This window comes from Paenibacillus sp. N3/727 (assembly GCF_022637315.1).
Taxonomy (GTDB): domain Bacteria; phylum Bacillota; class Bacilli; order Paenibacillales; family Paenibacillaceae; genus Paenibacillus_AQ; species Paenibacillus_AQ uliginis.
Map to the genome: position 1 here is coordinate 592,728 of NZ_CP093336.1, position 13,931 is coordinate 606,658.

General features: G+C 44.5%; 12 protein-coding genes. 9 read left to right on the forward strand and 3 right to left on the reverse strand.

Translation table 11 applies throughout. The features are described 5' to 3' along the window. Positions 1-186: 186 nt before the first annotated feature. Genes MNQ98_RS02665 through MNQ98_RS02675 form a run of 3 tightly spaced genes read left to right on the forward strand, consistent with a single transcriptional unit; the run spans position 187 to position 3,684 of the window. Positions 187-1,521 (forward strand): spore germination protein, encoded by a 1,335-nt coding sequence (locus MNQ98_RS02665; RefSeq protein ID WP_241931800.1) that lies wholly within the window; start codon positions 187-189, stop codon positions 1,519-1,521. An 11-nt stretch (positions 1,522-1,532) separates the two neighbouring features. Beyond that, positions 1,533-2,606, forward strand: coding sequence for a GerAB/ArcD/ProY family transporter (locus MNQ98_RS02670; RefSeq protein ID WP_241931801.1), 1,074 nt, complete (start codon positions 1,533-1,535; stop codon positions 2,604-2,606). Beyond that, positions 2,599-3,684 carry a Ger(x)C family spore germination protein gene (locus MNQ98_RS02675; RefSeq protein WP_241931802.1) on the forward strand — a complete coding sequence of 362 codons (1,086 nt, stop codon included), beginning with the start codon at positions 2,599-2,601 and terminating at the stop codon, positions 3,682-3,684. Before MNQ98_RS02670 ends, MNQ98_RS02675 begins: the two co-directional genes overlap by 8 nt. A gap of 213 nt (positions 3,685-3,897) precedes the next feature. Here MNQ98_RS02675 and MNQ98_RS02680 read toward each other — a convergent pair whose 3' ends face one another. Both MNQ98_RS02680 and MNQ98_RS02685 read right to left on the reverse strand, forming a co-directional pair. Continuing rightward, positions 3,898-4,104 (reverse strand): hypothetical protein, encoded by a 207-nt coding sequence (locus MNQ98_RS02680; protein WP_241934081.1) that lies wholly within the window; start codon positions 4,102-4,104, stop codon positions 3,898-3,900. A 130-nt stretch (positions 4,105-4,234) separates the two neighbouring features. Beyond that, entirely contained in the window at positions 4,235-5,098 is an 864-nt protein-coding gene (locus tag MNQ98_RS02685; RefSeq protein ID WP_241931803.1) for a helix-turn-helix transcriptional regulator, read from the reverse strand. Between the two features lie 155 nt (positions 5,099-5,253). Here MNQ98_RS02685 and MNQ98_RS02690 point away from each other — a divergent pair, with 155 nt between their 5' ends. The 5 genes from MNQ98_RS02690 (at position 5,254) to MNQ98_RS02710 (ending at position 11,774) form a co-directional block, all read left to right on the forward strand. After that, a complete protein-coding gene (locus MNQ98_RS02690; RefSeq protein WP_241931804.1) occupies positions 5,254-6,648 on the forward strand; it encodes an MATE family efflux transporter in 1,395 nt (464 codons plus the stop codon). Positions 6,649-6,780: 132 nt separating this feature from the next. Continuing rightward, complete coding sequence (locus MNQ98_RS02695) at positions 6,781-7,386, forward strand: nitroreductase family protein (protein WP_241931805.1); 606 nt, start codon at positions 6,781-6,783, stop codon at positions 7,384-7,386. 126 nt (positions 7,387-7,512) lie between these two features. After that, positions 7,513-7,878 carry a hypothetical protein gene (locus MNQ98_RS02700; RefSeq protein WP_241931806.1) on the forward strand — a complete coding sequence of 122 codons (366 nt, stop codon included), beginning with the start codon at positions 7,513-7,515 and terminating at the stop codon, positions 7,876-7,878. A gap of 254 nt (positions 7,879-8,132) precedes the next feature. After that, a complete protein-coding gene (locus tag MNQ98_RS02705) occupies positions 8,133-10,211 on the forward strand; it encodes a serine hydrolase domain-containing protein (RefSeq protein WP_241931807.1) in 2,079 nt (692 codons plus the stop codon). Positions 10,212-10,607: 396 nt separating this feature from the next. After that, a complete protein-coding gene (locus MNQ98_RS02710) occupies positions 10,608-11,774 on the forward strand; it encodes an acyltransferase (protein WP_241931808.1) in 1,167 nt (388 codons plus the stop codon). 83 nt (positions 11,775-11,857) lie between these two features. On the opposite strand, the gene MNQ98_RS02715 is transcribed toward MNQ98_RS02710, so the two are convergent. After that, complete coding sequence (locus tag MNQ98_RS02715; protein WP_241931809.1) at positions 11,858-12,835, reverse strand: ring-cleaving dioxygenase; 978 nt, start codon at positions 12,833-12,835, stop codon at positions 11,858-11,860. Positions 12,836-13,057: 222 nt separating this feature from the next. On the opposite strand from MNQ98_RS02715, the gene MNQ98_RS02720 reads away from it, so the two are divergent. Beyond that, on the forward strand, positions 13,058-13,897 hold the full coding sequence (locus MNQ98_RS02720; protein WP_241931810.1) for an aldo/keto reductase: 840 nt from the start codon (positions 13,058-13,060) through the stop codon (positions 13,895-13,897). Positions 13,898-13,931: the final 34 nt, after the last annotated feature.

The window sequence follows — 13,931 nt, forward strand, 5'->3', positions numbered from 1 at the left end:
TATCATTAGCTACCAGACATGAAACAATCACCCTAGTGGGGCACCGGGGTGATTTTCGGAGTGTCCAAAATGGCACTCAATTCGGACTCCCCTCCTCATATCTGACATCGTATTGAATATCCGGACTGGTATAGGGAAATAATTGAATTCTGAATACTAAAATATTTAAGACGAGGAGGTAGAGGCTTGATAACGATCGGAGAAATCACTCGCAGCGTGAAGGAAATAGCACTTTCCAAGGATTTCAAAGTTCAACGTTTAGACAATGGACAACAGCAAGTCTTTATATACTACCTCGAATCGTTATGTGACGCGGCATTAATCAGAGAGCGGATTTCTGAGCCTTTTGCCCAATGTACGTTAAGGGGAGCATTCACAGGGGTTCTTCAATCTGAGCTATTATGCGAAGAAATTCGAGAAGTAAGCACAATGTCTGGTAAACTGCTTACAGGTTACGTAATTGTTTTCTTCAATGACCGACTATGGGCCTTATTCGCAGCGAATGTCATGGCCAATCAACCTGGTGAAACAACCGTTGAAGCCACCATCCAAGGTCCAACTTATGGTTTGTCAGAGAACAATCAAACGAATATCAATCTCATCCGAAACCGTTACCCGTCATCACATCTCATTGTTGATGAGTGTTGTGCAGGGCTTATTTCCCAAACTAAAATAGCCATCCTGTATGATTCCACACGCGTGAATACCGAAATATTACGAGAAATTCAGAAGAGGATTGAGGCTGTTGAAGCTGAGATTGTTCAAGATCTAGGTCAGCTAGAAGCGCTCATCACTCCATTAAAGTATCGATTATTTCCCGTGATGCTGAATACGGAACGTCCGGATCGAATCGCAATGAATCTTGCTCAAGGCAAGGTGATTTTACTCATGCAAGGAACACCCTCCGCCTTAATTGCACCCGTTGTGTTCTACGATTTTATGTCTGCAGCTGATGATGTTTATCAATCCTTCTGGATCACTCGTGCTCTGGTAATACTTCGGTACATGGCGCTTATCATCACGATCATGTTACCTGCTAGTTATATTGCTGTTGTCTCCTATAATCCGGAAATTTTCCGCGTGCAGTTAGCCGTATCTATTGCGGGAAGTCGTGCGACCGTACCGTACCCTTCTTTTATCGAGGTCTTTATCATGTTGTTTATCATCGAAACGTTAATCGAGGCCAGTATCCGGCTTCCCAAAAACATAGGGCAAACAGCCACGACCGTTGGCGGTCTCATTCTTGGCCAAGCTGCGCATCAAGCCGGATTAGTAAGCAGCATTATGATTATTATTACTTCTACTGTAGCCATTGTGAACTTTGTAATCCCAGTGAATGCCATGAGTTTCGCGATGCGCATTGTCAAATACCCTTTAATCATTCTCGCAATGCTCTCCGGCATTACAGGAATTTTAGTAGGTTTGTTTTGCTTTACGCTTTATTTAGCAAGCATTAGGAGCTTCGGACAACCTTATTTCCGTCTCTATTTAAATGAATATTCCCCCACTAAATATAAGTAAAGGAAATGCTTATGCATCGATATCAGTACTATCTTGTTTTGCTGTGTACGTTAATAAGCCCAGTTCTCTACGTACCAAGATTGTTGCTTGAAGCCCGATACAGCGGGGCGATGACTGCGGTTGGCATCGCCATTCTGATTGGAATTTTGATAAACTACCTGTTCAAAAGGAGCTTGCAGCCATTTCAAGAGTTATCCCTTACGGAAATTTTGGAACAATACGTACCAAGTTCTATTCGATTCTTCCTCTTCAGCCTTTTCGGTTTGACCTGGTTTGCAGCAGGTGCATCTGTTTTAATTTCGATTTCCTTTGTCATCAAGGGATTTATTAATCCTACTATGGATATTTATGTGCTGCTTCTATGCTTCCTAATCGCCGGTTGTTGGGCTGCTTTAAGAACGACAATGACGATTCTGTACAATCTGGAGCTGTGGTTATTAATTTCAATCCCGCTCATCTTGTTTATATGGTTAAAAACAATTCGTAACGAAACGTTTTCTTGGGACGCAGTACTCACAATGAACGATTACTTACTGAATGCTCCATCATGGGATCTAATTGCCGTAAGCAGTTTTTTATTTACCGGATATATCTCATTATCGATATGCCCGGTTAACCATCATTCGAAAAGAAACTTTCATTGGCTATGGTTGATTCCACTCATCGGTACTGTCGTTTTCAGCGCTACATTTTTCATTCCGATCGGCATACACGGTACTCAAGCTGTAGATAAGTATGTATACATTTGGGTAAATACTGCCGATTCGATACAGATAAAGCATGGGGTGATTGAGCGGGGAGTGTTCCTGCATTTGATCAGCTATATCATTATGTCATTGCTGTTTATCTCAACGAGTTGGCATGTCGCAACTGAATGGATGAGCGGTGCGATTAAACATCACTCGGCTCATGTCAAACGCATTTTGGTAGGAATCGTCGGCATTATCGTCTTCGTTGTCGGTTATTATGCAAGTGAGAAACAAGTAATGACTCTTACGAGTAGTTGGTTCTCGATACGCTTCATCGCAGAACTTCTTCTGGTAGTGGTCATGCTTGGGGTTAGAAGGAGGGTTAGATGTGAATAAAGCATTTATGATGTTGCTCATGACAGCATTAATCCTTCTTCAGGGATGCGGGTTCAAAGATATTGATAAACGATTTCTTGTAGTAGCGATCGGAGTAGATCAAGGAGTGGAGAAGAAATATAACGTGACCATAAAGCTCATCATCCCCACGACATTGACAGAACCTGGGAACTCCAAATACCAATTAATAAGCAAGGAGGCGGATAGTATTTCAGAAGCATTGGAGCTGATGAGATCCGATGTGGACAAACATTTAGATCTGGGCCATACTAAAGTCACGATTTTCGGTAAAAATCTTGCAGAAAAGGATATAACGAAACATATTGATTGGTTTATTCGTCGTCGTGGTGTTCAACGGATAGAGTATGTAGCTGTCGCTGAATCTTCTGCTAAAGAAATTCTCTCGTTGAGTCAGAAGTCGGAACGGTTGGCTGGAAATTCCCTAATCCTAAGCTTTGGTCGTGAAGGAACGGAATCCTCATTTATTGTTACGGAATATCTGTATGATTTTTTTGAACGACTTTTGGAAAAAGGAAGAGATCCTTTTATGCCGATCATTAGAATCAGAGAGGATACGTATGAGATTAATCAGGTTGCATTATTCGATAAGAAAAAAATCAGATTGATACTCGAACCGAATCAAACCCGAATCCTCAACCAATTGATGTATAAACATCCTCAATTCGAAGTAATAGTTACGGAGGAGGATCTGCGATTTTCCCTGTCCGTACATAAATATGATTATCGCTACAAGATCAATACTTCCGAACAAGGGCGGCCTTCTATAGATTTCGTTGTTAACATCAAAGGGGCAGCAGAAGAGTCTGAAGAGATTTTCTTCAATCAAAGCTGGGGAGAAATCGAGCAGGTTGCGGAACGATCGATAGAAAAATCTTACCTTGAGCTATTTAATAGCATGAAAAAAATGCAACTGGATCCGCTTGGATTCGGACTTCGATATATCGCGACACGACATGGGGGAGATAAGGACTGGGAAGAGTGGCAGAAGCTTTATCCCCTCGTTGAATTTAACATAAAGGTGAATGTTACCTTGGAAGGAACGGGTGAGATCAAGTGAAGGAAATAGGAAAACCGAGTGCTTAAGCAGGCGCATTAATAAGACAGTCAGCTCTCAGTAACCTTAAAAAGACACCGTATCATTCACATCGCCAAGACTGCTTTGGCCGGATGAATGATACGGTGTTTTATTTTATGAGATAAGAACGTATAACTTCGGATAAAGTGCATCCTTATCTCGCAAGAAAAACCTACCACTTAGTGCGGTCTGTCTTCATTGAGGTGCGTCGATAGACGAGAATGGTTGAATGTCTGCTCTTCTATGCTGAGGCTCTATTGAACTGTTTGCTGAAGACAGCGTCATTTCCAGCTTGCGAGTGATTTCCTTCTGCCACCTCACGTCGCCAAGCTGGGTGGCAAGATTCAACAGGTCCAGGTAATCGTCAACCTGAAGGTTGATACGTTGGAGGTTAGATTTCATAGGGCTGGTTCTCCTTTATATGTGGTGTTTCGATTCAGATTCTCATTTCATTCTCACTTAATTGGTAATGATAATCATTATCATATTCTTATCTTTATTATAATGACTTTCGGTTGAATTGCAAGATGCATTATGAAAAACGCTGACGATATTTTCGTGGAGAGAGTCCTTCCTGCTTGGCGAAACAGGAGGTGAAATAGGCTGCGTGGTTGAAGCCGACATCTTCCGCAATCCGGCTCACTGTCTGGTCGGTCTGAAGCAGCAGCAGCTTGGCTTGTTCAATTCGGTAGCGGAGCAAATACTCCACAGGAGAGCATCCGAACTCTTTTTGCATACAGCGTGCGATATACACGGGATGGAAGTTAATGCTTTCCCCGAGCGTTTGAGCTTTAAATTCTTCCCGGTAATGCTCCCGCAAAAACGCCGCTGCCTGTTCTGCGCATGATGAAGAGGGGGAGGACACCGGCGTGTCGAGAGCTGCGGCAAGCTGCTCAAATAACTCCTGAAATAGCAGCTGTTGTCTCCATAGTGACTGAATGCGGTGGCCGTGTTGGACAAGAGAAGCAAGAGAATCCAGCAGTTCAAAAGCTTTCTGTGGTTGCGGCAAAGTACCAAACTGAGGGACCTTGACCGTAAAATAGTTAGGGGAAAAGGGCTGTAGTTCCAGTGACTCGTCCTTCTTGGGAACCGAACCGTCCTCACACGAGATCCATCCGCCGGACGTTTGGAAATGCAGCCAATAGTGGATCGTATTCTCAGTACAGCCTTGTGTCGGGAAATGGTGGGTATCCGGCCGTAAAATTAGAAATGATCCAGCGTCAATATCGAACGGGCGTCCCTTCTCTGTGACGTATAAGCAACCTTTTCGCACGACAAGCAGATCAAATACACCGATGTTTCGCCTGTTGGGGTGCCGGTCACCTTCCGTAGCTTCATATACCCCGCTGATAATGTATTCAGGAAGTGGAGGAACGGTAAAGTGAAGAATAGTCATCTGAGGACTTCCTCTCCAATCTTGAGGTTTGAATTTTATAAGTTTAAGTTCATAAAGTGATATTCTAAAATCAGTATATCATCTATAATTAGAAGCTGTCATAAGTGATTGTAACTGAGCGGCTGTTCAGCTCGTCAATAAAGTTGGAGGTTTGAATGTTGGATAAAGAAAAAAGTAAATTTGCATTATGGGTTTTGGTATGGCCGATTTTTATCGAGGTGTTTCTTCAATTTCTTCTTGGTGCGGTAGACACGCTGATGGTCAGCCGGATTTCGGATGATGCTGTCGCCGTGGTCGGATTCTCTAATCAGTTGTTTCAAGCGATGACCACTCTATTCATGACGGTAGCAAGCGGTGCCGGTATTTTGATTGCTCAGAAGCTTGGGTCTCGTAAAAGTCACGACGCTAGAAAAATCGCAATTATGGCTCTCAGCGTCAGCACGCTGATTGGTGTGGCGCTTAGTGTCGTGTTATATATGCTTCCTACGCAGATCGCTTCGGTACTTCAGCTTCCAGAGCGATTACTGCCGCTGGCTGGCACCTATATTTCCATCGTTGGTGGAGGTATGGTGCTGATTGCCATGATGTCCACGATGAGTACGGTCATCCGGAACACAGGCAACACGAAGGGACCAATGTATATCGCTATCGGGATGAATATCATTCACGTGTTCCTCAACTACGGTTTTATATTTGGAGCTTTCGGTCTGCCGCAGTGGGGACTAACCGGTGTGGCAATTTCAACCGTGGTAAGCCGGCTGCTCGCTGTATTGCTGCTCATGTTTATGTTCCTCCGCTCGTTCGAATACCGGATCCGCCTGAGCGAATTCCGTATATTCGATAAACCGTTATTTAAGGAAGTATTGAATATCGGCTGGCCCCTCGGCATTAATATGTCCTGCTGGGTATTCTCACAGTTGATTATATATACGTTCATTGCAACGATCGGGGCAACGGAGCTGGCAGCACGCACATATATGAACACATTGGAGTCCATGTGTTTCTTGCTCGGCATGTCTATCGCGATGGGCGCTCAGATCCAGATTGCGCATCTGTTTGGAGCAGGGAGAACGAGGGAAGCGTACAAAGCAGCATATCGCGCCCTTGGAATCGGGAGTATTTTTGTCGGGGTGAACGCTTTACTCATCTACGTATTTGGTGCCCAAATTCTCGGATTATTTACTAAAGATTCCGAAATCATTACGATCGGTGTCTCGTTGCTTGGATTGAATCTGATTCTGCAGCCAGGCAAGCTGCTGAACATGACCCTTGGGAATGCCTTAAATGCGCTGGGGGATACTCGATTTACGATGTATATTTCACTCGGTTCGATGTGGTTGATCGCTACAGGTATGTCTTATGTGCTCGGCATTCATTACGGCTGGGGCTTGGTCGGAATCTACTTCTGTATGATTGCAGATGAATATGTGCGGGGGGTGCTATCGGTCTTCCGCTGGCGTGGTCAGAAAGTGCTTCGGAAGGCTGAAATGGCACAGCGCTCCGATTCGCATACGGATGCGGGCGAGGCTGCCGTTCCTGCGGGCATATAAAGCGTTCGATACGGCGCCTATTTGTTTTATTTCTCAGCTTGGCTAAAGCTTCTCGGGTGCTTGTAGAGTGCTTTTTTGCTACAATGGGTCATAGAAGATGGAAAGCTTTAAGATTTTAGGAGGGAAATTGTGATGAATGTAGTTGAAGCAATCCGCACACGTCGTAGTGTGGGTAAAGTAAAACAGGACCCGGTTCCGCAGGAAAGCATTGAACAAATTCTAGAAGCCGGAACATGGGCGCCCAACCACAAACATACGGAACCGTGGCGCTTTTTCGTGATGAGAGATGGAGGCCGTGAACTGCTGGGTAATGCTTTGGCGGATATTGCCCAGAGTAAGGCAGGCGAGAAGACGGAGGAGGAAGTGGCTGCTCTGCGGGAATCCGCACAGAGCAAAGCGATGCGTTCACCGATTGTTATCGGTGTGGCCGTGGTACCTTCCGACGACCCGAAAGTTATTGAGCTAGAGGAATATGGCGCTGTATTTGCGGCAATTCAGAATATGCTGCTTCAGGCTCATGCCCTTGGTCTTGGTGCTGTATGGAGAACTGGCGATCCATGTTTTCATCCGTTGATGAATGAGGCGTTCGGCCTTCGGGAGAAAGATAAAATGCTAGGATTTATCTATCTGGGCTTTCCTGATATGGATACAAAATCGGGTAAACGGGAGGACGCTGCAAGCAAGACGGTGTGGGTGAACGAGCCGATTGAACGCTTGAATGGATCAAACCAATCCTAGTAAAAACGATTATTTCCCCGTACCATCTATCTCGTTTTTGAAGTTTTCAGTATAATAGACCTATGTTTGTCGAATAATGACGGTTCTGGACGACGACCAGGATATACATAGGGGGATTAGATTAGCTTGAACTTTCAAAAATGGGACATGGGCAGTAAGATGATTTTTATTGCGACATGCGCCGCAATCATTTCGTTTTTCTTCAAATGGGTGGATGTCGGGTTCGTCTCAGAGAACGGGTTTGGCCAGGGAGCGGTATTTTTCATTCTTTTGTTTCTTTATCCATTCCTGATGGTGATCCGTGAGAAGCGGATGAATAAGATGCTCGGATATGTTATGGCCATAGTAGGTATCATACTTTCATATATTTATGTGCTGTCCAAAAGTGTTGATATCCTCGGGTCCAATTTCAATGCTGCTTCCAGCGGCCCATATTTGTTTATGGCAGCCTGCGGGTTATTGTTATTGGGCGTACACAAACGTAGAAGCTAGACTGTAAGAACAAAGACATCTGAATAGACTAGGCCGAAAAAGGACTGACCAGACGTGGAGAATTATCTGCTGTTGGGTCAGTCCTTTTGGTTATATTAAAAGCTTATTCCAACTTGCAAATTGAGGAGGAATGGGCTTTTTTGCATGTGAAACTCAGGGGGATTTGTATATTTCAAACTATCTTTTAAATATATTGAACCATTTCAATTGGTAAATCGTACTATATGATAGATTTAAAATAAGGAGGAAGATCAATGAAGAAAAGGTTATCATGGATGCTATCTGTCACACTGGTGCTGATGCTGCTCATTCCGACAGCGGCAATGGCATCCGCTGGCAGTAATGTTGCAGTCCCGAACCAAGGACTGGAGAAGATTGCTTCAGAGAAAGCAACGCTGCTTACCGAAAAATATGGTACGGTAAGTGTCCAGTATGCGTTGATCGACAACGGCAAAATAACGGTGTCGGGTCAGGCTGGCCATAATGATATGGAAGAAGGGAAGAAGCCGCTGACCAAAGATACGATGTATGGTATCGGATCGACGAGTAAAGTGTTTACGGCCGCTGCCGTCATGAAATTGGTAGACGAAGGGAAGATCAATCTGGATACTCCCGTAGTCGAGTACATAGCTGACTTCAAAATGAAAGATGAACGATACAAGAAAATTACCCCACGCATGTTGTTGAACCATTCTTCAGGGTTGCAAGGGTCCAGCCTTCGAGGTGCCTTTTTGTTCGATGATAATGACAAGAGTGCGCATGATACGCTGCTGCAACAATTGTCCACCCAGAGCTTGAAGGCAGACCCGGGGGCGTTCTCCGTCTATTGCAACGATGGATTTACGCTGGCCGAGATTCTTGTAGAGAGAGTGAGCGGTAAGGATTTCACTGCATTCATTCATCAATATTTTACCAAAGCATTAGAAATGAACCATACGAAGACATCGCAGGATGTATTGGAAGCAGACAAGATGGCTGGTCTTTATTTTCCTACTTATGAAGGACAACTTCCAAACGAGACTGTCAACGTGATTGGAACGGGAGGAATCTATTCCACTGCGGAGGATTTGGTTCGATTCTCGCAAATATTTACGGGACATGCAGACGGTATTCTCTCTGACAAGTCGGTACGTGCGATGGAGCAGGAAGAATATAAAAAGGGCTTATGGCCGAAAGAAGCGGATAATTCGTTTGATTACGGGCTTGGCTGGGACAGTGTGAGACTATTTCCGTTCAATGATTATGGAATGAAGGGTCTCGTCAAAGGCGGGGACACCATTTTGTATCATGCTTCTCTCGTCGTGCTTCCGGAGCAGAATATGGCTGCGGCCGTACTATCATCGGGCGGTTCCAGCTCAACGAATGAGTTGCTTGCGAACGAGCTATTACTACAAGCGATGAAAGAAAAGGGTACAATCAAAGAGATCAAGGCAGAGAAGTCGTTCGGTAAGCCAGTCAAGGCTTCCATGCCCGAAGACGTCATGAAACACGCTGGCTATTACGGTGCTTCGAATCAACAGCTCCAGGTTACGGTCAATAAGAATGGAGAACTGTCCTTATCTAATCCGCTCGTACCAAACACTCCGGAACAGAAGTTTGTGTATACTTCAGACGGAACCTTTGTGAACGAGGATGGCAGCTCGAAAGTCAGCTTCGTGACGGAGAAGAATGGACGCACCTACTTATGGGCTAGAGAATATTTGACCGTTCCGGGTCTCGGACAAATGGCTTTGTCACACTATACGGCCGAGAAGCTGGAAGAACATACGTTATCTCCAGAGACTGCTGAAGCTTGGGCGAAGCGGGAAGGCAAAACGTATTATCCTGTGAACGAGAAATATACTTCTCTCATGTATCTCATTATGAAACCTACAATGCAGCTTGACCGCACGGACGATCTCCCGGGTTATCTGCTCGACAAGAAAATTACAAGCCCTAATACAGCAGCGAGCCAGATTCAGATTCCGGCGATGGGAGGACGGGATTTGTTTGAACTCCGTTTCGACACAAAGGATGGAGTCGAGTACCTTGAGGCTTCCGGAAGCTTGTATGTAAGTGAGGAGCAAGTAAAGCCCCTTTATAAGGGGAAACAGTCTGCGGTCAATCTGAATGGTGATGGGCATGCCAAATGGTATACTGTCCCTGCAGCAGCTGTCGGTAAGACGATGACCGTTGAGATGCCGGCAAAAGGTGCCTTTGCGGTATATGATGGGCAGGGAGTATGTGTGAACTACACGGTCGTCAGTGGCAAAAACGAAGTGAAGCTACCTGAGAATGGAACGATCGTATTTGCCGGTGCGGCAGGGTCAACATTCGGTATTACTTTGAAGTAGACCGAAGCAGCAATATATTTGAAAGTACAGCATAACAATTATTGAAGGCCGTTTGAAACATGTATCCTTAATTTTTTGCGTAAAAGGCTCATTCCAGCTTACAAGTTGGAATGAGCCTTTTTTTCGTGCGATCTTTATTGATGATAAGCTCACGGGAAATCGGTTCCTGTGCTTTTTTGTGCTTTCATCGAGACTAGTATTGTAGATGTCTACAACACAATTTTTAACAGTATATTTCCAATTCGAGATATAGTAATCTATTTGAATGCCTAGTAAATTATTCACAAAATGATAAGGAATTGTTAAGGATTGCTGTACGTTTTTGGTAAGATTACTGTCCTAGACTTCATATATAGAGATATAGATGGATGGAAGCAGGGGAGGATTAAAGCAATAATGAGTAAAGGGACCATTAGAGAGAATCTATCAGAAATTCAGCTGGTTAGAGCTATGGCGATCATCGGCGTTCTGTCAGTACACGCTACATCATTCGCAACAATTGCGATGAAGGAATCAAATTTTTATTTAGCGTACAATTTTTTTAACATTTTCATGAAGATAGGTACACCGGTATTTTTGTTCTTGAGCAGCTTCGTGTTGTTCTATAGTTATTATTCTCGTCCGTTGGACAAGAAGCTGATCAGTAACTTTTATAAAAAGAGATTACAATTTATTTTAGTTCCGTATGTATTATTTTCGGTGTTTTACTTCTTAATATCACATTTTACGTATTATCGAGATCGTTCTCTGGAAGAGACCATTGAGAAGTTTGTGGTTCAGTTGTTTACCGGCAAAGCCCATACGCATTTGTACTTTATATTCATTAGTGTTCAATTTTATTTGATGTTTCCGTTATTTTTATGGCTATTCAAACGTAAACCTAATCTTGCAAAATGGGCCGTACCTACGGGGTTTGTGATGCAATATGCCTTTATCATTCTGAATAAATATTACTTATTTACTGGAAGACCTAGCAGCTGGGCATTGCACTATATGTCTTACTTCATGCTTGGGGCAGTTCTAGGAATCTATTATCCTAAGCTGAAGGTATGGTTCCAGATCCAAAAGGAAAATGTGACGGCAGCCCGCCTTACGGGTTGGATTATGTTGTGGGTGATATGGCTGTCAGCATCCCTTGGACATGTGTATATTTATCATACCGCCCGCTTGAATGGTGCAAAGTATGATTCTCTGTTGTACCACTTTCTCTGGAATATACAGACGATTACGGCTGGACTTGTGGCCATCCAGTTATCTCATATATTGCTCCGGCATGCATGGCCATGGCTAACGAAATTTATGACAAGGCTTGGAGAGCTGTCGTTCGGTATTTATCTCATTCATCCGTATTTTTTGTTTATATACCGGAGATTCCCGCCGGAGACAGGCTTTTCACCTCTCATTCATCTGTGGTACTTGGGAGGATTCGTGCTTGCCCTTGCAGCATCCTGGATTGTCGTATCTTTGACCGTGCGCTGGTTGCCGATGTCTTGGGTCGTATTTGGCAAAGTTCCTCCGGCGAGGCGGAAATCACGCGTATCTGAAACAATAGTCTCTACTTAGCTTCTCAGAAAAGTGCAAAAGCATGCCACCCGAAGATTCATCTTTGGGTGGCATGCTTGGTTTTGTAGTCCAGAATGTGCTGTTTATTCCTTCACTAATGGTTTCGTGCTGCGCACCGTATCAATCGGCCGCACCATACTCTCAATCTCCTCCCGCTTCGATTCCAGGAATGGAGGCAGAGATAATTTCTCGCCAAGTGTTTCATACGGCTCATCCCCCATAAATCCTGGTCCATCGGTAGCGAACTCAAACAATATTTGCGGCGCAACTCTTGCATACAATGATTCGAAGAAATAGCGGTCTACATATCCTGAGTTATGAAGCTGGAAGCTGTCCAGACGATTAATCCACTCCTTCAGTACAGACCGGTCTTCCACGCGGAAGGCTGCATGGTGAACCGTACCAAAGCCCTGCCGTGCTCTAGGAAGAACAGCATTATATTCAACGATGACCTGCGCCCCGTTGCCCCCTTCACCTACCTCGAACAGATGGAGGGAGCCCGCTTTGTCGATCTCGTTAAACAACAGCACTTTCTCCATGATCTCTTTGAAGTTTTCAAAATTGGACACCCGTACGAAGACTGGACCTAATCCCGTAATCGCATACTCTAAAGGCACCGGCCCATTCTGCCATGGTGTACCGGACGCTACACCTTCATTGTGTTCATCCGAGATGAGCTGGTAATGCTGGTCATCGAAATCAACGAAGGACAGCGTCTTTTTCCCAAACAGCTCTTTAATCCCATGGTGCTTAACATTCAGTCGGTCAAATCGCTTCACCCAATAATCTAATGCGGCATCACTTGGCACACGGAACGAAGTCTTGGATATCTCATCGGTACCATGAATCCCCTTCGGAATGCCCGGGAAGTCAAAAAACGTCATATCTGTGCCTGCACTACCCTTATCATCAGCGAAGAATAAATGATACGTCTGTATATCATCCTGGTTTACGGTCTTCTTAACCAGCCTCATGCCGAGAACATAGGTGAAGAATTCATAGTTTTTCTCCGCACTGCTGGTGATTGCTGTTACATGGTGTATTCCTTTTAATCCATTCATTGGTTAATCCTCCACATCCATTATTTATAAAGTGTTTACGTGGCAACTGAAATTTATTATTCTCATATTAAATATCTTTAAGTTAAGATAATAATAACACGCTGTTACATTGCCGTCAATCTGAAGGTCTGACTAACATTGAGCCTCTTCCAAGGAATTGCTATACTATAACTACGGCCTGAAAAACCGTAAGAAGTTTACATAAATTCAGGAGGGATTCGTATGACAAATCCGGCAAATCAAGCTTTTACCGATGGGCCTACGTTGCATGACGGTATCAAAATGCCTTGGCTGGGCCTCGGCGTATACAAGACCCAAGAAGGCGAAGAAGTCATTCAATCCGTAAAATCGGCCATTGCAGCCGGCTACCGCAGCATCGATACAGCGGCTATATATGGCAATGAGGAAGGCGTGGGACAAGCCATCAGCGAGTGCGGCGTGCCCCGTGAAGAGTTGTTTATTACAACGAAAGTTTGGAATGAAGACCAAGGCTACGAATCAACGCTTAAGGCGTTTGAAACAAGCCGTAAGAAGCTTGGACTCGACATGCTCGATCTGTACCTCGTTCACTGGCCTGGTAAAGATAAATATAAAGAAACGTGGAAGGCACTGATTCATCTGCAAAAAGAAGGTCTCGTGCGCTCCATCGGCGTCAGCAACTTCCATATTCACCATCTGCGTGACATTATTGAAGATTCCGGTGTGGTGCCAACCGTTAACCAGGTGGAATTGCATCCTCTGAACAACCAGAAGGAACTGCTTCAATACGCGCGTGAGAACAACATCGTTCTGGAAGCATGGAGCCCGTTGATGCAAGGTCATCTCGACCAACCGGCTATTGCCAAAATCGCTGAGAAATATGGCAAGACGCCAGCCCAAGTTGTGCTTCGGTGGGATCTCCAGAATGGCATCATCGTTATTCCGAAGTCCGTGAAGGAGCATCGTATCCGTGAAAATGCCGATATTTTCGATTTCGAGCTGTCGGCTGAGGATATGTCAGCGATTGATGGTCTGAATGAGAACAAGCGCTTTGGTCCGAACCCGGATGAGTTCCTGTTCTAGATCTGTTTAACTGTATTTAAAAAGGCAAGATCCC